18 protein-coding genes are annotated in these 21,083 nt (G+C 71.4%); 10 read left to right on the top strand and 8 right to left on the bottom strand.

Annotated features, from left to right (window positions below):
- Positions 1 to 12: 12 nt before the first annotated feature.
- Positions 13 to 1,161, bottom strand: a complete 1,149-nt coding sequence (locus tag VB059_RS09820; RefSeq protein ID WP_323421844.1) for a Nif3-like dinuclear metal center hexameric protein — start codon at positions 1,159 to 1,161, stop codon at positions 13 to 15.
- Positions 1,158 to 3,980: an aminopeptidase N gene (gene pepN, locus VB059_RS09815; protein ID WP_323421843.1), complete on the bottom strand. Its 2,823-nt coding sequence runs from the start codon at positions 3,978 to 3,980 to the stop codon at positions 1,158 to 1,160. Before pepN ends, VB059_RS09820 begins: the two co-directional genes overlap by 4 nt.
- 293 nt (positions 3,981 to 4,273) lie before the next feature.
- Here pepN and VB059_RS09810 point away from each other — a divergent pair, with 293 nt between their 5' ends.
- Entirely contained in the window at positions 4,274 to 4,918 is a 645-nt protein-coding gene (locus VB059_RS09810) for a DsbA family protein (protein ID WP_323421842.1), read from the top strand.
- 107 nt (positions 4,919 to 5,025) lie between these two features.
- Here the strand turns inward: VB059_RS09810 and VB059_RS09805 are convergent, their stop codons facing one another.
- Positions 5,026 to 5,880 carry a hypothetical protein gene (locus VB059_RS09805; protein ID WP_323421841.1) on the bottom strand — a complete coding sequence of 285 codons (855 nt, stop codon included), beginning with the start codon at positions 5,878 to 5,880 and terminating at the stop codon, positions 5,026 to 5,028.
- Between the two features lie 75 nt (positions 5,881 to 5,955).
- On the opposite strand from VB059_RS09805, the gene VB059_RS09800 reads away from it, so the two are divergent.
- Positions 5,956 to 6,405, top strand: coding sequence for a ribose-5-phosphate isomerase (locus VB059_RS09800; RefSeq protein ID WP_323421840.1), 450 nt, complete (start codon positions 5,956 to 5,958; stop codon positions 6,403 to 6,405).
- 101 nt (positions 6,406 to 6,506) lie between these two features.
- Here VB059_RS09800 and VB059_RS09795 read toward each other — a convergent pair whose 3' ends face one another.
- Positions 6,507 to 6,866 (bottom strand): hypothetical protein, encoded by a 360-nt coding sequence (locus tag VB059_RS09795; protein WP_323421839.1) that lies wholly within the window; start codon positions 6,864 to 6,866, stop codon positions 6,507 to 6,509.
- A 66-nt stretch (positions 6,867 to 6,932) separates the two neighbouring features.
- On the opposite strand from VB059_RS09795, the gene VB059_RS09790 reads away from it, so the two are divergent.
- From VB059_RS09790 to VB059_RS09760, 7 genes are all read left to right on the top strand, one after another.
- Positions 6,933 to 7,739 carry an Fpg/Nei family DNA glycosylase gene (locus VB059_RS09790; protein WP_323421838.1) on the top strand — a complete coding sequence of 269 codons (807 nt, stop codon included), beginning with the start codon at positions 6,933 to 6,935 and terminating at the stop codon, positions 7,737 to 7,739.
- Between the two features lies 1 nt (position 7,740).
- Positions 7,741 to 9,309 (top strand): hypothetical protein, encoded by a 1,569-nt coding sequence (locus VB059_RS09785; RefSeq protein WP_323421837.1) that lies wholly within the window; start codon positions 7,741 to 7,743, stop codon positions 9,307 to 9,309.
- Positions 9,310 to 9,516: 207 nt separating this feature from the next.
- The gene (locus VB059_RS09780; RefSeq protein ID WP_323421836.1) at positions 9,517 to 10,428 is read left to right on the top strand and encodes an ABC transporter substrate-binding protein; all 912 of its coding nucleotides are present in this window, start codon (positions 9,517 to 9,519) and stop codon (positions 10,426 to 10,428) included.
- A 118-nt stretch (positions 10,429 to 10,546) separates the two neighbouring features.
- Positions 10,547 to 11,440 (top strand): amino acid ABC transporter permease, encoded by an 894-nt coding sequence (locus VB059_RS09775; RefSeq protein WP_323421835.1) that lies wholly within the window; start codon positions 10,547 to 10,549, stop codon positions 11,438 to 11,440.
- Positions 11,437 to 12,237, top strand: a complete 801-nt coding sequence (locus tag VB059_RS09770; RefSeq protein WP_323421834.1) for an amino acid ABC transporter ATP-binding protein — start codon at positions 11,437 to 11,439, stop codon at positions 12,235 to 12,237. The genes VB059_RS09775 and VB059_RS09770 overlap by 4 nt, the downstream gene beginning before the upstream one ends.
- Positions 12,238 to 12,401: 164 nt before the next feature.
- The gene (locus VB059_RS09765) at positions 12,402 to 13,316 is read left to right on the top strand and encodes an ABC transporter substrate-binding protein (protein WP_323421833.1); all 915 of its coding nucleotides are present in this window, start codon (positions 12,402 to 12,404) and stop codon (positions 13,314 to 13,316) included.
- Between the two features lie 28 nt (positions 13,317 to 13,344).
- The gene (locus VB059_RS09760; RefSeq protein WP_323421832.1) at positions 13,345 to 14,247 is read left to right on the top strand and encodes an ABC transporter substrate-binding protein; all 903 of its coding nucleotides are present in this window, start codon (positions 13,345 to 13,347) and stop codon (positions 14,245 to 14,247) included.
- A 202-nt stretch (positions 14,248 to 14,449) separates the two neighbouring features.
- Here VB059_RS09760 and glpK read toward each other — a convergent pair whose 3' ends face one another.
- The 3 genes from glpK to VB059_RS09745 form a co-directional block, all read right to left on the bottom strand.
- Positions 14,450 to 15,976 carry a glycerol kinase GlpK gene (gene glpK / locus VB059_RS09755; protein WP_323421831.1) on the bottom strand — a complete coding sequence of 509 codons (1,527 nt, stop codon included), beginning with the start codon at positions 15,974 to 15,976 and terminating at the stop codon, positions 14,450 to 14,452.
- A gap of 187 nt (positions 15,977 to 16,163) precedes the next feature.
- A complete protein-coding gene (locus tag VB059_RS09750; RefSeq protein ID WP_323421830.1) occupies positions 16,164 to 16,895 on the bottom strand; it encodes an MIP/aquaporin family protein in 732 nt (243 codons plus the stop codon).
- A 181-nt stretch (positions 16,896 to 17,076) separates the two neighbouring features.
- Positions 17,077 to 18,810, bottom strand: a complete 1,734-nt coding sequence (locus tag VB059_RS09745; protein WP_323421829.1) for a glycerol-3-phosphate dehydrogenase/oxidase — start codon at positions 18,808 to 18,810, stop codon at positions 17,077 to 17,079.
- 206 nt (positions 18,811 to 19,016) lie between these two features.
- Here VB059_RS09745 and VB059_RS09740 point away from each other — a divergent pair, with 206 nt between their 5' ends.
- On the top strand, positions 19,017 to 19,979 hold the full coding sequence (locus tag VB059_RS09740; RefSeq protein ID WP_323421828.1) for a sugar-binding transcriptional regulator: 963 nt from the start codon (positions 19,017 to 19,019) through the stop codon (positions 19,977 to 19,979).
- A gap of 148 nt (positions 19,980 to 20,127) precedes the next feature.
- On the opposite strand, the gene VB059_RS09735 is transcribed toward VB059_RS09740, so the two are convergent.
- The gene (locus VB059_RS09735) at positions 20,128 to 20,904 is read right to left on the bottom strand and encodes a VOC family protein (RefSeq protein WP_323421827.1); all 777 of its coding nucleotides are present in this window, start codon (positions 20,902 to 20,904) and stop codon (positions 20,128 to 20,130) included.
- Between the last annotated feature and the right edge of the window lie 179 nt (positions 20,905 to 21,083).

Genomic DNA, 21,083 nt, shown 5'->3' with positions numbered 1-21,083 from the left:
GCGTCCGGGGTCTCAACTCCGCCGGTGGTACGTCGCCGACCAGGGATCGGTGACGATCGTCGAGACCTCGACCCCGATGCCGTCGAACGCGGCCGTCAGCCGGTCCGCCAGCACCGGGAGCCAGGTCCATTCCGCGGCCCAGTGACTGATGTCGACCAGCGCCGGCTGACGGGGATCGAGCCGGGCCCGTTCGAGGAACTCGCCGGCCGGGTGGTGACGCAGGTCCGAGGTGACATAGCAGTCGACCCCGAGTGCCCGGGCGTCCTCCAGCAGCGAGTCGCCGGCCCCGGCCAGGACGGCCACCCGGCGGATCGTACGCTGCGGGTCGCCGCCGATCCGCACTCCACCGGCCGTGGCGGGGATGGCGTCGGCGATCCGTTGGCCGAACCGGGCCAGGGTCAGCTCCTCGGCGAGCTCGCCGACCCGTCCCAGTCCTGACGCCGCCGGTGCCGGTGCGGTCTCGACGATGTGCCAGGCCGGCGTCTCGTACGGGTGGGCGGCCAGCAGTGCCGCGACCACCGCGGCGCGGCGGGAGCGGGGCAGCACCATCTCGACCCGCAGCTCCTCGACGTGCTCGACCTGCCCGACCGACCCGATGAACGGCGTCGCGCCCGCCAGGGGGCGGAACGACCCGGTGCCCGGCGCGGCGAAGTGGCAGGAGTCGTACGCGCCGACGCGGCCGGCACCGGCGGCGGAGAGGGCCGAGACGACCCGGTCCAGGTGCTCGGGGGGCACGAAGGTGACGAGGTTGTCCAGCCCCGGAGCGGGCCGGGGCACCATCGGCCGCTGGTCGTGCAGGCCGAGAGCGTCCGCGAGCGCCTCGCCGACCCCGCCGGGGGCGATGTCGGCGTTGGTGTGGCCGGCCCACAGCCCGATCCGGTGCTCGGCCAGCCGGAGCACCATGGCGCCCTTCGGGTCGTCGGCGTCGACTCCGTGGATGCCGCGCAGCAGCAGCGGGTGATGGGCGACGACCAGGTCGGCGCCGACGGCGATCGCCTGCTCGACGACAGACAGGGTCACGTCCACCGTGCAGAGGATCCGGGTCACCGGCCGGCTGCGGTCGCCGACGACCAGGCCGACCCGGTCCCACGACTCCGCGGTCGCCGGCGGATACCAGGACTCCAGCGTGGAGACGACGGCGCCGAGGGAGGTCACCGTCACCCCTGGGAGTCGGTGGGAGCCGAGCCGGGGTCCTCGTCCGGCAGGGCAGGATCCGCGGCGCCCAGCAGCGCGATCACCTCGCCGGCCTCCTCGCCGATGGCGGGGGCGTCGGCGACGGCCGGGACCGGGTCGCCGGCCGGCTCCTCCCCGACGGCCAACTGGGCGGGCTCCTCCGCCGGGCCCCGGGTGGCGAGGTGTGCCCGAGCCACCGCCTGGGCGTGCAGCGCCCGGTAGGCGTCGTCACGCGACTCGGCGAGCGAGCGCCGGATCGGGGTGGTCAGCTCGTTCTCGGCCAGGAAGGTGTCCAGCCCGGCCAGGAACGCCTCGTCGGCGACCAGCGCGGGGAACAGGTGCTTCAGCACGTTCTCCCGCAGCGCGATGCCCTTCTTGTCCCAGCCGCCCGCACCGGCCCCCATCACCTTGATCACGTCGAGGAAGCGGTCGGCGTACGGACGGAGCAGGTCCTCCTGACCGGGCCGCCAGAAGGACAGGCAGATGCTGCGCTGTGTCTCGTTCGGCACGTCGGCCGCGGCCGTCGCCAGCCGCCAGGCCTCCGCCTTGTCGGTGGCGTCGGGCAGTGCCGCGCGGGCCGCGGCGGCGCTCTGCTCGCCGCTGATGGTGTGGTCGCGGTCCAGCTCGGCGGCGATCTCGGCGGTGCCGGCCAGCCCGAGGCGGGCCAGCTGGGTGAGCAGGTGCCAGCGCAGGTCGGTGTCGATCTCGAGGCCCGGCACCTGTTCCTCGCCGGCGAACCAGGCCCGGACGACCTCCCCGGCCGCAGCGCTACCGGCCGCCGAGGCCAGGGTCCGGACGAAGGTGAGCTGGCGGTCGGAGCCGCGCTCGGCGCCCGCGACGAGGTGCGCCAGGCCCTTCTCGAGCTCGTGGCCCAGCTGCTGGCGCTGCTCGGCCGGTGCATAGAAGGTGACGGCGGTCAGGGCCTGCCCCAGGGTGCGCTGCACGGCCGTCGGGTCGGTCTCCCGGCCCACGGCGCCGAGCACCATGGTGACGTAGTCGGCGGCCAGCAGTTCCCCGTCACGGGTCATGTCCCATGCCGCGCCCCAGCAGACCGCCCGCGCCAGCGGCGAGTCGAGGTCACCGACGTGCTGGACGACGGTGCCGAGCGACTGCCCGTCGAGGCGGACCTTGGCGTACGTCAGGTCGTCGTCGTTGAGCAGGATGATGTCGGGGCGCTGGGCGCCGACCAGCTCGACGACGTCGACCACCTCACCCTCGACGTCGATCTCCACCCGGCCGGTGCGGGTGATGGTGTGCGCGTCGACGCGGTTGTAGAGCCCGATCGCCATCCGGTGGATCCGGGTGACCGGGTGGGCCTGCGGCACGTACTGGCGGACGGCGAAGCGGGTGAACCGGCCCTCGGCGTCGACGTCGAAGTCCGCGGCGAGGGTGCTGACGCCGGGCACCTGCAGCCACTGGGCGGCCCAGCCGGACAGGTCGCGCCCGGAGGCGGCCTGCAGCGCGTCGAACAGGTCCTGCAGGGTGGTGTTGCCGTACGCGTGGTCGGCGAAGTACTGCCGGACGCCGGCGAGGAAGTTGTCCCGGCCGACGTAGGCGACCAGCTGACGCAGCGCCGAGGCGCCCTTGGCGTACGTGATGCCGTCGAAGTTGGACTCCACCGCGAGCAGGTCGACCATGTCCGCGGCGATCGGGTGGGTCGTGGGCAGCTGGTCCTGGCGGTAGGCCCAGGTCTTGCGCTGGTTGGCGAAGGTCACCCAGGGCTGCTCGGGGTTCTCCTGGTACTCGGACATCGCGAAGTGCGACGCCCACTCGGCGAACGACTCGTTGAGCCACAGGTCGTCCCACCACGACATCGTCACGAGGTCGCCGAACCACATGTGGGCCATCTCGTGCAGGATCGTGTTGTCGCGGTTCTCGTACGCCGCGGCGGTCACCCGGGAGCGGAACAGGTAGTCGTCGCGATGGGTGATGCAGCCGGCGTTCTCCATCGCCCCGGCGTTGAACTCGGGGACGAACGACTGGTCGTACGTGCCGAACGGGTAGGGCGTGCCGAACGCCGCCTCGAAGACCTCGAAGCCCTTCTTGGTGGTGGCGAAGATCCGCTCGGCGTCGAGGTGGGGGACCATCGACTCGCGGCACAGGAGCGACAGCGGGATGTCGCCGTTCGGGCCGGTGTAGGTGTCGTGCACCCGGTGGTAGTTGCCGGCCACCAGGGCGGTGAGGTAGGTCGAGATCCGGACCGTGGGCGCGAAGTCCCAGCGGGCGTACGCCTGGCCCCACTCGTCCCAGCCGTGCAGCGGATCGGGCTCGGCGATGACGACCGGGTCGACCGAGGCCGCGTTGGAGATCACCGTCCAGTTCTGCGGCGCCACGACCGACAGCTCGAACGTCGCCTTGAGGCTCGGCTGCTCGAATCCGGCGTACATCCGGCGGGCGTCGGCCACCTCGAACTGGCTGTAGAGATAGACCCGGTGATCGGCCGGGTCGACGAACCGGTGCAGGCCCTCGCCGGTGCGGGAGTAGCGGCACAGCCCGACGACGGTGAGCTCGTGCTCGCCCTCGGTCAGGGTCAGCGGCAGGCGGGCGCCGTCGTAGCCGGACGTGTCGAGCGGCTCACGGTCGAGGGCCGCCTCGAGGATGTCGTCGGCGAGCAGGTCGAGCCACGTCGTGCCGGCGCCGCTGCTGAACGTGACGGTCGACCGGGAGACGAAGGTGCCCTCCGGGTCGGCCAGCGGCGCGCCGTCGGGAGCACGACCGGTGAGGTCGACCTGGACTCGGTAGCCATCGGTGCGGATCAGGTCCGCCCGGGCACGGGCCTCCTCGCGCGTGATGTTCTCGGAGTACACGGTGTCACCTTCATGTCGACGGGAGCCTGCAGGGCAGGCTGTCCGGGGAAGACCCCTGCGACAGTGGTCAGACTAGCGACTGGGGCGGGCGTCCCGACGGGACCCGTCCCAACGACACCCGAAAAGTCTGCGCGCCCGACCGGATCCCGGCGTCCGGAGGCGCTGGAGGAACGTTCTGCGGCGCAGGAACCTCCCGTGGTGCCGGAGGAACGTACGGCGGTGGCGCAGGAGCGTCCGATGACGCCGGAGGAACGTACGGTGCGGCCGCTGGGACGTCTCCCTATCCTGGGGCAATGACAGTAGAAGCTTCTGCCTCGGCGTCCACCTCGGCCGACCTCCAGCAGGTCGACTTCTGGTTCGATCCGCAGTGCCCGTGGGCCTGGATGGCCTCCCGCTGGATGCTCGAGGTGGAGAAGGTCCGCCCGGTCCGGACGGTCTTCCACGTGATGAGCCTGTCGGTGCTCAACGAGGGCCGCGACGAACTCGACGAGGACTACAAGCGCTTCCTGGCCGGAGCCTGGGGATCGGCCCGGTTGGCGCTGGCCGTCGAGGAACGGTACGGCTCACAGAAGCTGCGGGAGTTCTACACCGCGATCGGCACCCGCTTCCACCCGAATCACGAGGAGCGCGACCGGGCCACCCTGGAGGCCGCCCTGGTCGATGTCGGCCTGCCGGCCGAGCTCGCCGATGCCGCGCAGACCGATGCCAACGACGCCGCACTGCGACGCTCCCACCACGAGGGCATGGACCCGGTGGGCAACGAGGTCGGCACGCCGGTGATCCGGATCAACGGACATTCGCTCTTCGGCCCGGTCATCTCACCGGCACCCAAGGGCGAGGCGGCCGGCCGGCTGTTCGACGGCGTGTCGCTGGTCACCGAGTACGAGGGCTTCTACGAGCTCAAGCGGTCGCGGACGAGCGGCCCGATCTTCGACTGAGCCCGATCTTGACCGGTCCGGCTCTTCAGCTGACGGGGCTGACGGGGGTCGCCGGCTGACCCCGATCTCGGGAGACCAGGGCCGTCGACCGACCGGGCCCTCGCCGGTCAGCGTGCCTCGGCCCAGCGCCGGACCGAGGCACGCAGGAACCCCTGCCAGCTCTCCTGCCGGGTCAGCGGGCCGGCCAGTCCCAGTTGTCCGAGCAGCCCGTTGACGGCCTGCCGGGTGGCGGTGTCCCAGACGCCGGTGATCGGCAGATCACGACCCCACAGCTGGCGGCAGATCGCCTGGACCGCCTGGTGCTGCACCCGGGAGCGACCGGTGAAGGTCGACATGCCGCCGCCCGAGACGCCGTTGTCCACGTGGATGTGGTTGGCATGGGCGTCGTCGAACAGGTGGGTCAGGACGTACGCGAAATGCAGGTGCAGGCTCGCGGCGAGGGCCCAGTAGGCGGAGAGCCGGTCGGCGGTGGGCGTGCCACCCCACCGGTCGTAGCGACACGAGACCAGCTCGGTGCCACCGGTGGCGAGCCGGGAGATGTCGAACGCACGCCCGGCGTGGTGCCAGGAGTCGCAGCTGCCGTCGTCGGGGAGCCAGGCACCGTACGTCCCGACCAGATCAGGCGCGGTGCCGGTCAGGTCGCACCAGTCGGTGAACCAGGCGGTGAGCCGGGCGGCGAAACCCGGCTCCATCCGCACCGTGATCGGCCGGTCGTTCACCTCGTACTGCAGGCCGGCGGTCCCCAGCCGGGCGTACGTCCGGGTGTCGGCCGCCGGCACGCAGGTGGGACCTTGCCGGGTCGACGTGCCCCGGCCGCCGGGGGTGATGCCGCAGGCCCCGAGCGTCGGTGTCAGCACGGCGGCGGCCAGGCCGGCCATCAGGGTCCGTCGGGACGGCCTGCCAGGGGCGGGGCCGGTGGGGCTGCCGGGGGTGGGGCCACCGGGGGTGGACGACGCGGGCATGCTCCCAGGGTAGGGGTGGGCCGGGACGGCTCTCGGGCGCCGGAGAGGCACGGCCGGGCGTGAGATAGTGACCGCATGCGCGTTCACATTGCCACCGATCACGCCGGGTTCGAGCTGAAGAACCATTTCGTCGAGGCCCTGACCGCTGACGGCCACGACGTCGTGGACCACGGTGCCCACGAGTACGACGCCCAGGACGACTACCCGGACACCTGCATCCCGGCCGCGCAGGCCGTGGCGGCGGAGCCCGGCTCGCTCGGCATCGTCATCGGCGGCTCCGGCAACGGTGAGAACATCGCGGCGAACAAGGTCCCGGGGATCCGCTCGATCCTCGCCTGGAACGTCGCGATCGCCGAGCTCGGTCGCGAGCACAACGACGCCAATGTGATCGCCATCGGCGCGCGCCAGCACGAGCCGGAGTTCGCCCTGGCGATGGCCCGGGCCTTCCTCGCCACCCCGTTCTCCCAGGACGAGCGCCACCAGCGTCGGATCGACAAGCTCAGCGCGTACGACGCCGCCCGCTGACCACCCTGGGCGTGTCGACGTCGGCCCGCTCGTGTCAGCGGTGCCGACCGAGGCACTTCAGTGGTGTCGGCCCGCGTGTCAGCGGTGCCGGCCGAGGCGCTTCAGCGGTGCCGGCCGAGGCGCTTCAGCATCGCCTCGGCGCCCGCGGCGGCGTCGGCCTCGTCCTCCGGCCGGGGCCGGGAGACCTCGCGGGCGCGCAGCGCGCGATCGTGGTTGACCAGACCGGACGTGCCGTCCCGGCCGAAGTCGTGGGGCAGCGGCGTGTCGCGGTCACCGGCACCCCCGCGGCGATCCTCGGGGGCCGAGTCGGGCGCCGTACGTTCCGGGCCGGGCCCGCTGCGTCGGCGGCGAGCGCCGGCCGGGCGGGGACCGGGCCGTGACCGGTCGCCGTTCCGGCCGGCCGGACGCTCCTCGCTCCCGCCGGACGGAGACCCTTCGGGGCGCCCCGCTTCTGCTGCCATGCGGCTAGCCTAGTCAGGCGTCACCGACCGGTGACGACAGCCGGGGACAGAGACAGGAGGTGTCCGGTGCCTGAGGGCCACATCCTGCACCGGCTCGCCGATCAGCTGACCACCGCCTTCGCGGGCCGGCGGGTCGCGGTCTCCAGCCCCCAGGGGCGGTTCGCGGCCGAGGCCCTGCTGCTCGACGGCCACACGATCGACCGGGCCCGCGCGGTGGGCAAGCACCTGTTTGTCGAGTTCGACGACGAACGGGTCGTCCACATCCACCTCGGCCTGATCGGCAGGATGACCGTCGAGCCCCCACACCCCGTGGTCGGCCAGGTGCGACTGCGGATCGCCACCGAGGCGTACGTGGCCGATCTGCGCGGCCCGCAGGGCTGTCGGCTGACCGGTCCCGCCGCCGAGGAGGCGATGATCGCCCGGCTGGGGCCCGACCCGCTGGACCCGCAGGCCGACCCGGAGCGGGCGTACGACCGGCTGCACCGGTCCCACCGGCCGCTGGCCGCCGTCCTGCTGGACCAGTCGGTGCTCGCCGGGGTCGGTAACGTCTACCGCGCCGAGGTGCTGTTCCGGCAGGGGCTCGATCCGCTGCTGCCCGCCGACGACCTGACACCGGCGCAGTGGTCCCGGCTCTGGGCCGACCTGGTCGGGCTGATGGCCGAGGGCTGCCGGGCCGGCCGGATCGACACCGTACGTCCCGAGCACACGCCCGAGGCGATGGGGCGCCCGCCGCGGGTCGACGATCACGGCGGTGAGGTGTACGTCTACCGCCGCGCCGGCCGACCGTGCCTGGTGTGCGGCACCCCGGTGCGCCGCCGCGAGCTGGCCGGCCGCAACCTCTACTGGTGCCCGACCTGCCAGCCGGAGCGCTGAGATGGCCGGCCACGCGCTGCGCTGGGGCGAGGCGATGCTCGGCTTTGACGAGGACGGGGCGTTGGTCTCCCTCGTCCACGACCGGTGGGGGCCCTACCTGGCCGGGCTCGACGTCCGGCTCGCCGGGGCCGACACGACCGCGCCGCTGGTGGTGCTGGAGGACGACGAGGTCGAGGTGCACCTCGGGGGCCCGGTCCAGCTCGACATCCGGCACAGCGTCCTCGCCGGGTGGGACCAGCGGATCGTGGCGGCCAACGTGTCCGGAGCGGCGCAGGCGGCGACGGTGACGCTGCGGCCCGTCCCGGCCCGCGACTGCGAGGCATGGACCTGGAGCGCCGGCGCCGAGGCGGCCTGGATCGTCGCCCCGCGCGGTGACGGACCGCTGCTGGTCGTCCGGCAGCGGCTGGGCCTCACGTTGGCCACCCGGTCCTTCGAGCTCGGCCCGTCGTCGCACTGGGCGGCGGGGGAGCGGCGGCTGTGGCACTGGCAGGCGACCTGGGTGGCCGATTTCCGGGCCGCGGCGGCGATGCTGCCGGGCTGGTGGCCGGAGCCGGTCGACCTCCCCGACACCGTCCCGCTGGTGATCGCCGACCTCGACCAGGCGGTGGACGACGACGGCTCGCTCGACGTCGGGTTCGTCGGTGACACCGTGGAGATCCTGCCGGCCGATGATCGGCATCGGGTGACCGTACGGCTCAACTCGGCCCGCGGCACCACTCTGGTCGAGGCGCGCTGGGCGCCGCCGCTGGACCGGGTCCTGCAGATCTGGTCGCAGCGGCTCCTCGACCGGGCCCGGACCCCCGGCCGGGGCCGCCACGACCTGCTCGGGTCGCCGACGGCTGCGGCAGTGGTCCTGGCCGCGCTCACCGGCCCCGGGCTGGCCGACCCGATGCACGCCGTCGAGGTGGTGGAGGCCTCGATCGTGGGGCCGCTGCGGGACCGGGACGAGCCGGAGGCCGTGCTGGTGCACCTCGGGCTGCACGCCGCGACCGGCGACACCGGCTGGCTCGAGCAGGCCGCGACGCTGGTGGCCGGCCTGACCCCCCGGCCGCTCGCGGCGGTCGCCACGATGAACCTGCTCACCACGCTGGCCGCGACGCAGGCCGACGCCACCGAGGCGATCGACGTCTTCGCCCGGACAGCGGCCCGGTGCGCGACCGGGTTCGACGTCGAGGGCCAGCCGGTGGCGTGGGACGTCCGGGCCGAGTACGCGATGGCGACCGGCGCCGGCCGGTGGGACCTGCGGCTGCGTGAGGTGGCCCGCCGGCTGGGCCGGCGCCTCGGCGGCGGGCTGCCGGGACAGCCGCCCGGCGGGGGCGATCCGCGGATGATCGCCCGGGAGGTCCTGATGCTGCGGATGCTCGACGAGCGGGCCTCGACCGAGCTGGAGAACGAATGGGTGGTCGGCCCCGCCGAGGTCGCCGAGCGGACCACCCGCCGGCTGCTCGCCGACCTGACCGACGCCGAGGACCGGTTCCCCGCGGGTGTGGTGGCGGACCTGCTGCCGCCCGACCCGGACACCTTCGGCGCCCAGGTGCTGCTTCCGCTGGTCCTCGCCCAGTCCTGGTGAGGCGTACGCCCGGGCCCCGCACAACGGAGACGCAGGCCGCGGGCACGGAGCCGCAGGCCCGTGCGCCACGGGGACGCAGGCCGCGGGCAGCGGCAGCGCGCACGAGCAACGGGAGCGAGCAACGGGATCGTGACACGGGTCCACTAGCATGTCCCGAGCCGGGAGACCTGTCGGGCCTCGGCCCGATCCGATGGGAAGGGACAGCCGATGAAGAAGATGGCACGTGTGATGGCGGCGGCGGCCGCGCTGGTGGTGACCGGCGCGCTGGCGGCGTGTGGTGGTCCGAGCACGCCGAAGGCCGGTGGCAGTGCCTCCGCGGCGGCTCCGATGACCGTCAACACCGCGGCCCCGCTGTACTCGAAGCTGCCCCAGGCGATCAAGGACAAGGGGAACATCCAGGTCGGCGCCTCGATCGAGTACGCGCCGATGGAGTACTACGACACCGACGGCAAGACCGTCCTCGGCTTCGACAAGCAGTTCACTGACCTGCTGGCGCAGAAGCTCGGCGTGCCCTTCGTCTGGAACGGCACCACCTTCGACGGCCTGATCACCCAGCTCAACTCCAACCGGCTCGACACCATCGTCTCCGCGATGACCGACAATCCTGAGCGCCAGAAGCAGGTCGACTTCGTCGACTACTACAAGGCGGGCGAGGTCATGCTGGTCCAGAAGGGCAACCCGAAGGGCATCCGGACCGTCGACGACCTGTGCGGCAAGACCGTGGCCGTCCAGCGCGGCACCACCCAGTGGGACTACCTGCAGGGCACCCTCGAGCCGAAGTGCAAGACCGAGGGCAAGCCGCTCAATCTGCTGGCCTTCGACACCGAGTCCGAGGCGATGCTGCAGATCAAGCAGGGCCGGGCCGACTCCGGCATGCAGGACTACCCGGTCGCCGCCTACAACGTGAAGCAGTCCAACGGGGCGTACGAGACGGTCGGTGACCAGGTGATCGCCAACCCGCTGGGCATCGCGGTGCGCAAGTCCGACACCCAGCTGCGCGACGTGCTGCAGCAGGCGGTGCAGTCGACCATGGACGACGGCTCCTACCAGAAGCTGATCGCCGCCTACGACACTCCGCAGGGGGCGCTCGACAAGGCCACCATCAACGCCGGCCAGTGATCCGATGACCGGCTCCACCGCCTCGGGTGACCGCCCTGACCGCCCTGACCGTACGGTCAGCCCGGCGAACCGTGACCGTGCTGTCGCGTCGGGGAACGGGGACGGTACTGTCACCCCTGTGAACACTCAGGGCACCGATTCCCCGGCCGGCGGGGACATCGTCGCGGTCCCGGTCCGCCATCCGTGGCGGTGGGTCGGTGCCGGCGTCGTGCTGGTCCTGCTCGTCGGTCTCATCTGGGCCTTCTCCCAGGCCAGCATCGACTGGTCGGTCCCGCCGAAGTACTTCTTCCAGAGCCAGGTGCTCAAGGGGATGGGCAACACGCTGCTGATCAGCGTGCTCGCCCAGGTCGTCGGTGTCGCGCTCGGCATCCTCGTCGCGGTGATGCGCCAGTCGGACAACTGGGTCACCCGCGGCGTCGCCGAGTTCTACATCTGGCTGTTCCGCGGCACCCCGGTGCTGGTCCAGCTGATGATCTGGTACAACCTGTCGCTGGTCTTCCCGACCGTCCCCGGCACGGGGATCCCGATGAACTCCGTGATGACCCCGTTCACCGCGGCGCTGCTCGGTCTGGGGATCAACGAGGGCGCGTACATGGCCGAGATCGTCCGCTCGGGCATCCAGTCGGTGGACAAGGGCCAGGTCGAGGCCGCCAGCGCGCTGGGCATGTCACGTACGCACACGATGCGGCGCATCGTGCTGCCCCAGGCCATGCGGGTGATCATCCCGCCGACCGGCAACGAGTTCATCAACATGCTGAAGACCTCGTCGCTGGCCTACTCGATCCAGTACCTCGAACTGCTCCAGGCGGCGGTCCGGATCTACTCGAACACCCTGCAGGTGATCGAGATGCTGATCACCGTCTCGGCCTGGTACCTGATCCTCACCACGGTCTTCTCGATCGCCCAGTACTACCTGGAGCGGTACTTCAATCGTTCCGACCAGGAATCCGGCCAGGACGGCGGGCCGCTCGGCGCCGTGAAGCGCAATCTCAAGTTCGGCAGGCAGGAATGAGCGCACAGCACGCAGCCGGCGACACCGTCGCGGCCCGGGACGTCATCGTCGAGGCGCGCGGGGTGAAGAAGCGCTTCGGCTCCCTGGAGGTGCTCAAGGGCATCGACATGGAGGTGACCCGCGGCGAGGTGGCCGTGCTGATCGGTCCGTCGGGATCGGGGAAGTCCACCTTCCTGCGGTGCATCAACCACCTGGAACGGATCAACGGCGGCAGCCTGCGGGTCCGCGGCAACCTGGTCGGCTACCGGGAGCGTGACGGCAAGCTGCACGAGCTGCGGGACAAGGAGATCGCCGAGCAGCGCCGGGGGATCGGCATGGTCTTCCAGCGTTTCAACCTCTTCCCGCACATGACGGTGATGGAGAACATCTGCGAGGCTCCCATCCACGTGGCCGGCGTCCCGGCCGCGACCGCCCGGGCGACCGCGGTGGAGCTGCTGGAGCGGGTGGGCCTGCCCGACAAGGCGCATGCCTACCCCGGCAAGCTCTCCGGCGGCCAGCAGCAGCGGGTCGCCATCGCCCGGGCGCTGGCGATGAAGCCCGAGCTGATGCTGTTCGACGAACCGACGTCCGCGCTGGACCCGGAACTGGTCGGTGACGTGCTCGGGGTGATGAAGCAGCTCGCCGAGGACGGCATGACGATGGTCGTCGTCACCCATGAGATGGGCTTCGCCCGGGAGGTCGGCGACTATCTGGCGTTCATGGACGGCGGGGTCATCGTCGAGGAGGGGGTGCCGGCCGAGGTGCTGGGCAACCCCCGGGAGGCCCGTACGCAGGCCTTCCTGTCCAAGGTGCTCTGATCTGTCCACAGTGCTCTGATCTGTCCACGGTGCTCCGACGGTCCGCTCCGGGCGCCGGCGCAGAGGGTGTCAGCGGTCATCCCGGTGACACACCGGTGATGCGGCAGCGGTAGTGTTCGGCCGGTGCCGGGCCCGGTGGGTCCGGTGAGGAAAGGACCTGATCGATGCAGAAGTTGACCCGTGTACTCGCCCCGCTGACGGCGGTCGTTCTCGCCGGTGGCCTGGCCGCCTGCGGTGGTGGCGGCGCCGCCGGCGCGCCCGCCGCGGGCGGTGCCTCGGCGAGCGGTGGGGTGAACACGTCGGCCCCGCTGTACGCGCAGCTGCCCCAGGCGGTGAAGGACAAGGGCTCGATCCAGGTCGGGACGGACGCTGCGTACGCCCCGATGGAGTACTTCGACACCGACGGCAAGACGATCATCGGCTTCGACAAGGACCTCGGGACGCTGCTCGGCGCCAAGCTCGGCGTCCCGGTGGTCTACAACAACTCCACCTTCGACGGGCTGATCACCCAGGTCAACTCGAAGCGGTTCGACGCCGCCATCACGGCGATGAGCGACACCCCCGAACGCCAGAAGGAGGTGGACTTCGTCGACTACTATCTGTCCGGCACGGTGATGATCGTCAAGGCCGGCAACCCGCACGGCCTGAAGTCCGTCGACGACCTCTGCGGGCAGACCATCGCCCTGCAGCGCGGCACGGTGCAGGACGACTACGTCACCAACGACCTCGACCCCACCTGCCAGAAGGCGGGCAAGGGCAAGGTCAACGTGCTGGCCTTCGACCACGAGTCGGAGGCGATGCTGCAGATCCAGCAGGACCGCGCCGTCGCCGGTCTGCAGGACTACCCGGTCGCCGTCTACAGCGCCAAGCAGTCGGCCGGCAAGTACGAGACCGTCGGTGACCAGGTGACCGCCGCGCCACTCGGCATCGCCGTGTCCAAGCAGGACACCGCGCTGCGCGATGCGCTCAGGGCGGCCCTGCAGTCGGTCATCGAGGACGGCTCGTACGCCAAGCTCCTTGACACGTACGGCACGCCGCAGTCCGCGGTGAAGGAAGCCAGCATCAACGGCGGGCACTGACCCACTCGATGATCCGGAAGGACCGTCCATGAAGATCCCCAGCCACGTCCTCACCCCGGTCGTCGCCCTGGTCACGATCGCGTCCCTGACGGCCTGCAGCGGTGGCGGCCGGTCGGCCCCGTCCTCGGCGGCCTCCCCGGCGGGGGTCAACACCTCGGCGGCGCTGTACGCCGCGCTGCCGCAGTCGGTCAAGGACAAGGGGTCGATCCAGGTCGGCAGCGACATCGCCTATGCGCCGATGGAGTACTACGACACCGACGGCAAGACGGTGATCGGGTTCGACAAGGAGTTCGGGGACCTGCTGGGGACCGAACTGGGCGTTCCGGTGGTCTTCAACAACTCCACCTTCGACGGGCTGATCACCCAGCTCGAGTCCCACCGCTTCGACGCGGCCATCTCCTCGATGAGCGACACCAAGGAGCGCCAGAAGCAGGTCGACTTCGTGGACTACTACCTCTCCGGCTCGATCATGTACGTCAGAACGGGCAACCCCCAGGGCCTGACGTCCGTCGACGACCTGTGCGGCCGGACGATCTCCCTGCAGCGCGGCACCACCCAGGAGGACTACGTCACCTCCCGGCTGTCGCCGGACTGTGAGAAGGCGGGCAAGGGCAAGGTCACCGTGATGGCCTTCGACCGCGAGTCGGAGGCGATGCTCCAGGTCGAGCAGGGCCGCGCGGTCGCAGGCATCCAGGAGTACCCGGTCGCGGTCTACAACACCCTGCAGTCGAAGGGGAAGTTCGAGATCGTCGGCCAGCAGGTGATCGCCGGCCCGCTCGGCGTGGCCGTCGCCAAGAACAACACCCAGCTGCGCGACGCCCTGCAGAAGGCGCTGCAGGCCGCGATCGACGACGGTTCCTACCAGAAGCTGATTGACAAGTACCACACTCCGCAGAGCGCGGTGAAGCAGGCGACGGTCAACGCCGGCTGATCGCCGCCGACGCGGGCCGGTGGTCTCCGGGACGACTGATCGCTTCTGTCACGGCTGATCGTCCGACACGACAGATCGTCCGACAGGACCGATCGTCCGACACGACCGATCGTCCGACAGGACCGATCGTCCGACACGACGGATCCCCGGGCCGGCCACCTGGCCGACCCGGGGATCCGTCGCTGTCCGGGGGCGCGCGGCCTCAGCGGCGGGTGTCGTCGTCGATCCAGTCGAACGTACGGGTCACCGCCTTCTGCCAGCAGCGGTAGAGCCGCTCACGCTCGGCCGGGTCCATCGTCGGCACCCAGCACTGCCCCTGCTGCCAGTTGGCGACCACATCGTCCTCGCCCGCCCAGTAGCCCACGGCGATGCCGGCGGCGTACGCGGCCCCCAGCGCGGTGGTCTCGGCCACCCGCGGCCGGACGACCGGCGCGCCCAGGATGTCGGCCTGGAACTGCATCAGGGTGGCGTTGGCGACCATGCCGCCGTCGACCTTCAGCGAGGTCAGCTCCACTCCGGAGTCGGCGAACATCGCCTGCACCACGTCGCGGGTCTGGTAGGCGGTCGACTCGAGGACGGCCCGGGCGATGTGGTTGCGGTTGACGTAGCGGGTGAGGCCCACCAGGGCGCCGCGGGCCTCGGGGCGCCAGTACGGGGCGAACAGCCCGGAGAAGGCCGGCACGATGTAGGCCCCACCGTTGTCCTCGACCTCCAGGGCCAGCTTCTCCACCTCGGCGGAGCTGTCGAACATCCGCAGGTTGTCCCGCAGCCACTGGACCAGTGAGCCGGCCACCGCGATCGAGCCCTCGAGGGCGTAGTGGGTCGGGCGGTCGCCGATCTTGTAGCCGACCGTGGTGAGCAGGCCGTTGTCGCTGAAGACCGGCTCGGTGCCGGTGTTCATCAGCATGAAGCAACCGGTGCCGTAGGTGTTCTTGGCGCTGCCCTTCTCGAAGCAGGCCTGCCCGAAGGTGGCCGCCTGCTGGTCGCCGAGGATGCCGGCGATGGGCGTGTCGATCAGCAGCCCGGTCGGTCGGCCCTCGCCGTAGATCTCCGAGGACGAGCGGATCTGCGGCAGCATCGACATCGGGATGCCCAGGTCGGCGCAGATCTGCGGGTCCCACTGGAGGCTGCGCAGATCCATCAGGAGCGTACGGGAGGCGTTCGTCACGTCGGTCAGGTGCACGCCGCCCTCGGTGCCGCCGGTGAGGTTCCACAGCACCCAGGTGTCCATGGTGCCCATCAGCAGGTCGCCCGCCTCGGCCCGCTCCCGGGCGCCGGCGACGTTCTCCAGGATCCAGGTGACCTTCGGCCCGGCGAAGTAGCTCGACAGCGGCAGGCCGGTGCGGGAGCGGTAGCGCTCGACGCCGCCGTCGGTGGCCAGGCGGTCACAGATCGCCTGGGTGCGGGTGTCCTGCCAGACGATCGCGTGGTACACGGGCTCGCCGGTGTGGCGGTCCCACACGACGGTGGTCTCACGCTGGTTGGTGATGCCGACCGCGGCGATCTGGTGCCGGTTGACCTGGGCCTTGGCCAGGGCCTGGCCGATCGCCTCGTTCACGTTGGCCCAGATCTCGAGGGCGTCGTGCTCGACCCAGCCGGGCTGGGGGAAGATCTGCTCGTGCTCCAGCTGGCCGACGGAGATGATGTCCCCGGCATGGTCGAAGATGATCGCGCGGGAACTCGTGGTCCCCTGGTCGATGGCCATCACGTACTGGGCGTCGTTGCTCATGTCTGTGTGCTTTCCGGTGGTGGAGACGGATCGGTGGGGCGGCCGTGCCGTGGTGCAGGGAGAGGTGGCAGGCGCCGTGCTGCGGGTGGTGGTGAAGGTGGCTGTCGCGGGTGGTGGTGAATCGCGAGTGGTGGTGAATCGCGAGTGGTGGTGAAGGCAGGTGTGGCGGCGCCGTGGAGGCTCTGCGTCAGAGGGTGGGGACCAGCGGCATGGTCAGCGCGGCGGCGATGCCACCCGCCAAGGGTGCCAGGACCGGGATCCAGGCGTACGACCAGTCGCTGGAACCCTTGCCGGGGATCGGCAGGATCGCATGTGCGATCCGCGGGCCGAGGTCCCGGGCCGGGTTGATCGCGTAGCCGGTGGGCCCGCCCAGCGACATGCCGATCACCGTCACCACCGAGGCGACCGCCAGCGGCCCGAGCTCTGCCGGGGTCTTGTTCGAGACCAGCACCCAGCCGACCAGGACGAAGGTGCCGATGAACTCGGAGACGAAGTTCCAGCCGTAGCGGCGGATCGCCGGGCCGGTGGCGAAGACCCCGAGCTTCTCCTCCGCCGGGGCCTCCTGGCGGAAATGTTCGTGGTAGACGAGCCAGCAGGCGACGGCGCCGACGATCGCGCCGCTCATCTGGGCGACGATGTAGGTGGCGATGGCGGCCGCCGTCGGGGCGACCCCGGGCGCGAGGTCGCGCCCGGCGATGGCCAGGGCGACGGTGACCGCGGGGTTGAGGTGCCCGCCGCTGGCGAACGCCGCGTACACGCCGACGAAGACGGCGAGGCCCCAGCCGAAGGTGACCAGGACCCAGCCTCCGCCGCGTCCCTTCGAGTGGGGCAGCAGGTTGGAGGCGACCACACCGCAGCCCAGCAGGGTGAGGGCGGCGGTGCCGACGAATTCGGACAGGCAGATTGCAGAGAGCGACATTGCTTCTCCTGGTAAAGGACGGAGGACGTCCGGGCATCGTGTGCCCGGGCGGGCGTCCGGGGGGGGGGGGATTGTGCCCCGGGGGGAGGGGGTGCTCGCAGGCCGGAACGGGTCGGGTCCGTGCCCGGGAGATCCTGCCCGGACGGGGTCCGCCCGGGCAGGGGGAGCACGGGGTGACCGGTCAGGCGACGCCCAGCGGCAGGACGGGGCACAGGTCCTCGGCCGCCAGGCGGGCGGCGACGGCGTCGGCGTCGGTGGCCCGGCGTTCGGCCTCGAGCTCGGCGCGGGCCTGGGCCTCGTACGAGGCGATCTCGTGGGCGCGGGTGGCGTCGTCCCAGCCGAGCAGCCCGGCGGCGACGGCGGCGATGCCCGGCAGGGCGCTGATGCCGCGGTCCGGGGTCTCCATCGCGAGGCGGACCCGGTGATTGACGATGTCCTCCAGGTGCAGGGCGCCCTCGTGGGTGACGGCGAAGGCCACCTCGGCCGCGAGGTAGGCCGGCGCCTCGGCGAGCGGCTCGGCCAGCGACGGATCCTGATCGATCATCGCGAGCAGGGTGGGCAGCTCGGCGCCGTAGCGCCCGAGCAGGTGCTCGAGGCGGTCGGCGGTCCAGCCGCGTTCCCGGGCGATCCGGTCGGCCTGCGCCTGGATGTCCGCGAGGCCCTCGGCGCCGACCAGCGGGGTGGTGGTGCTCCGCGACGGCATCGCCCTGGCCCGGTCCTTGCCGAGGACGAAGTCGACGGCGTCCTCCGCCATCACCCGGTAGGTGGTGAGTTTGCCGCCGGCGATGGACACCAGGCCGGGGGCGATCTGGGTGACGGTGTGTTCGCGGGAGATCTTCGTCGACTGGGACTCGTCCATCGTGCCCGGCTGCAGCAGCGGCCGCAGGCCGGCATAGCTGCCGATGATGTCGTCGCGGGTCAGCGGGTCGGCCAGCACCGAGTTGGCGTGCTCGAGGATGTAGTCGATGTCGGCGCTGGTCGCGACCGGGTGGGCGAGGTCCTCGTGCCAGGCGGTGTCGGTGGTGCCGATCACCCAGTAGCGCTGCCACGGGATGATGAACAGCACGGACTTCTCGGTGCGCAGGAAGATGCCGGTGGTGGCGTCGATCCGCTCCCGCGGGACGAGGATGTGGATGCCCTTCGAGGCGAGGACCTTGAGCCCGCCCTTGCCACCGAGGCGCTGGGTCTGCTGGGTCCACACCCCGGTCGCGTTGATGACGTGGCGGGTCCGCACCCGATGGGTGGTGCCGGTCTCCAGGTCGGTGAGGACCGCGCCGACGACGCGTCCGTGGGAGTCCTTCAGCAGCTCGGTGAGCTCGGTGCGGGAGGCGGCCAGGGCGCCGAGGCCGGCGGCGGTGCGCACCAGGTCGATGACCAGCCGGGAGTCGTCCACCCGGGCGTCGTAGAACCGGATCGCCCCGCACAGGGCGTCCTCGCGGATGCCGGGGAAGAGCTTCTTGGCACCCTTGCGAGAGTAGTGCTTCTGCAGCGGGACGGTCTTGCCGTGGGCGCCGATGACGGCCAGTGCGTCGTACATGCCGACGCCGATGGCGCTGTAGGCCCGCTCGATCACCGGCGTACGCAGCGGCCAGAGGAAGGGCTGGGCCTTGACCAGGTGCGGGGCCGTGGTGGTCAGCAGCAGGCCGCGTTCCTTGAGGGCCTCGGCGACCAGCTTGAAGTCCAGCTGGTAGAGGTAGCGCAGCCCGCCGTGGACGAGCTTGCTGGAGCGGCTCGAGGTGCCCTGGCTCCAGTCGCGGGCCTCGACGATTCCGGTGCGCAGGCCCCGGGTCGCGGCATCGAGGGCGATCCCGGCGCCGGTGACACCTCCACCGACCACGAGGATGTCGAGCTCCTCGTCCGCCATCGCCTCGAGGGCCGCCTGACGCGTCTCGCGGGTCAACCGGGTACTGGCCATTGTCTGCTCCTTGGACATCCACGCTGATGCGGCGGACCCGTGTCGGTGACGGGGGTCCCTGGTCCGCCCTGGACCGCGGTCGTCCGGCCCGATCGGGTGTCACGATCGGGTGTCACCCCGGGCTTGGTGCCGCGTTGTGACCATCGTTCGCCCACGTGGACAGACGTGCAAGGCCAATGAAAGGATGTGCACGAGGAGGTGTCTCGGTGGGAGATCGGGTCAGTGAGATGTACCGGGCGGCCGAGCTCTACTACGAGCAGGGCGCCACGATGGACGGCGTCGCACGGCAGTTACGGACGTCGCGCTCGACGGTGTCACGGCTGTTGAAGGACGCCCGGGAATCGGGGGTCGTCCGGATCAGCCTGGTCCGCCCCGAGCAGCGCACCGAGACGGGTGAGGTGCTGGCCGGGCTGTTCGGGATCGAGGTGCACGTCATCCCCGTGCCGGATCTGGTCGGGGACGTGGAACGCCTCCGGCTGGTCGCCCGGGCCGCAGCGCAGCGGCTGGGCGCTTACGCCGCGCAGGCCGTGGACCCGATGATCGGGATCGCCTGGGGGACCACCCTGGAGCAGGTCGTCCACCAGCTGGAGCCGGTGCCGCAGTCGCGTGCCACCATCGTCCAGATCAACGGGGCGGCCAACCCGTCGACCTCCGGCATCCCGTACGCCGGGATGATCCTCACCGATGCGGGCCGCGCCCTGGGTGAGCGGGTCGTCCAGTTCCCCGTGCCGGCGTTCTTCGACGAGGCCGAGACCCGCCGGGTGCTGTGGCGGGAGCGGTTCGTCCGCCGGATGCTCGACCTGCGCCGCCGGATGGATCTGGCGGTCTTCAGTGTGGGCTCGCTGTCGGGGCAGGTCGCCTCGCACGTCTATGCCGGCGGCTACCTGTCCGGCGATGAGATCGCCGACCTCGAGGCGGACGGGGTGGTGGGCGACGTGTGCACGGTGATGCTGCGTCAGGACGGCTCGTGGGCCGACATCGCCATCAACGCACGCGCCTCCGGGATGACCCCCGACGAGCTCACTGCAGTGCCGCATCGGCTGTGCGTGGTCGGCTCACCGGGCAAGGCGCGGGCCCTCGCCGGCGCGCTGCGGGCCGGCGTGGTGACCCGGCTGGTGGTCGACGACGCCACGGCCCGGAAGACCGTGGCGGTGCTCCGGGCCGGGTGAGGCAGTGCTCCGGGCCGGGTGAGGCAGTGCTTCGGGTCGAGTGACGGCAGTGCTGCGGGCCGGGGATGGCGATGCTGCAGGCCGGTGCCCCGTGGGCGATCGGTGCGGCCGGGGCCGACGGCGGGCGGCCCCGGCCGGGGCCCGGCGGTCAGGCCGCGGGGGCCTGCACGATGAGGAAGTCGGCGCCCTGGTCGTCGGTGACCGCGGCGAAGCGTCCGTACGGGGAGTCTTGGGCGGCCTCGACGATGGTGCCGCCGGACCGGACGATCTGCTCGGCGGTGGCGTCCACGTCGACGGCACCGATGTAGGTGCGCCAGAACCCGGGATGGCCCTCGCCGAGGAAGGTGGCCTCCATGATCCCGGCGACCGAATCCTGCGGCGGGAGCTGGTTGGTGGCATAGCGGAACTCGTCGGCGTCGCTCAATGTGACGATGTTCCAGCCGAAGACGTCACGGTAGAACTCGAGGCTCCGGGCGTACGCGGGGGTGAAGATCTCGAACCAGCACGGTGCGCCGGCGACCGCCATCTTCTCGATGCCGTGGAAGTCGGCGGCCTGCCAGAAGCCCGTCGCGCACCCGCCGGGGTCGGTGATCAGGCCCATCGTGCCGGAGTCACCGACCTGCATCGGCGGGACGATCACCGTGCCGCCGTCGGCGGTGGCCCTGTCACAGGTGGCCTGGGCGTCCGGGGTGTCGAGATAGACGACCCACGCGTCCGGGCCGGCCGGCATGTCCGGCGTCCGGCCCATCATGCCGCCGATGACGGCGTCGCCGCTCCTGACCATGGTGTAGTGGCCGAACTCGGGGCCCTGGTCCTGGAAGGTCCAGCCGAAGACGTTCCCGTAGAACGTCCGGGCCTTCTCGATGTCGGTGGTGGTGAGGTCGACCCAGGTCGGGCGACCCTGCGGAATCGTGTTCTCGCTCATGGCGCCATCCTTGCAGTGACCTACGACACCTGACCAGACCCGTCGGGTCACCCTCCGCTCAGGTTCCGGGCCCTCGCGACGACGGTCGTCGCTGCCGCTCGGTCCTGCCGGCCCGTCGGTCCCATCGGCCCGTCGGTCCCGGCTACCCGGCGGTCCTGTCCTGCTGCTCGGCGGTCCTG

The sequence above is a fragment of the Raineyella sp. genome (genome assembly GCF_034933565.1).
Lineage (GTDB): Bacteria > Actinomycetota > Actinomycetes > Propionibacteriales > Propionibacteriaceae > Raineyella.
Note: the sequence above shows the minus strand (reverse complement) of the source record. Positions and strands in the feature narration are given on the sequence as shown.

Excerpts from the sequence above, each read along its gene's own strand:
- VB059_RS09770 (WP_323421834.1), top strand. The coding sequence starts at position 11,437 with ATGAGCGCACAGCACGCAGCCGGCGACACCGTCGCGGCCCGGGACGTC.
- VB059_RS09800 (WP_323421840.1), top strand. The coding sequence starts at position 5,956 with ATGCGCGTTCACATTGCCACCGATCACGCCGGGTTCGAGCTGAAGAAC.
- VB059_RS09785 (WP_323421837.1), top strand. The coding sequence starts at position 7,741 with ATGGCCGGCCACGCGCTGCGCTGGGGCGAGGCGATGCTCGGCTTTGAC.
- VB059_RS09810 (WP_323421842.1), top strand. The coding sequence starts at position 4,274 with ATGACAGTAGAAGCTTCTGCCTCGGCGTCCACCTCGGCCGACCTCCAG.
- glpK (WP_323421831.1), bottom strand. The coding sequence starts at position 15,976 with ATGAGCAACGACGCCCAGTACGTGATGGCCATCGACCAGGGGACCACG.
- VB059_RS09780 (WP_323421836.1), top strand. The coding sequence starts at position 9,517 with ATGAAGAAGATGGCACGTGTGATGGCGGCGGCGGCCGCGCTGGTGGTG.
- VB059_RS09765 (WP_323421833.1), top strand. The coding sequence starts at position 12,402 with ATGCAGAAGTTGACCCGTGTACTCGCCCCGCTGACGGCGGTCGTTCTC.
- VB059_RS09750 (WP_323421830.1), bottom strand. The coding sequence starts at position 16,895 with ATGTCGCTCTCTGCAATCTGCCTGTCCGAATTCGTCGGCACCGCCGCC.
- VB059_RS09805 (WP_323421841.1), bottom strand. The coding sequence starts at position 5,880 with ATGCCCGCGTCGTCCACCCCCGGTGGCCCCACCCCCGGCAGCCCCACC.
- VB059_RS09760 (WP_323421832.1), top strand. The coding sequence starts at position 13,345 with ATGAAGATCCCCAGCCACGTCCTCACCCCGGTCGTCGCCCTGGTCACG.
- VB059_RS09735 (WP_323421827.1), bottom strand. The coding sequence starts at position 20,904 with ATGAGCGAGAACACGATTCCGCAGGGTCGCCCGACCTGGGTCGACCTC.
- VB059_RS09795 (WP_323421839.1), bottom strand. The coding sequence starts at position 6,866 with ATGGCAGCAGAAGCGGGGCGCCCCGAAGGGTCTCCGTCCGGCGGGAGC.
- VB059_RS09745 (WP_323421829.1), bottom strand. The coding sequence starts at position 18,810 with ATGGCCAGTACCCGGTTGACCCGCGAGACGCGTCAGGCGGCCCTCGAG.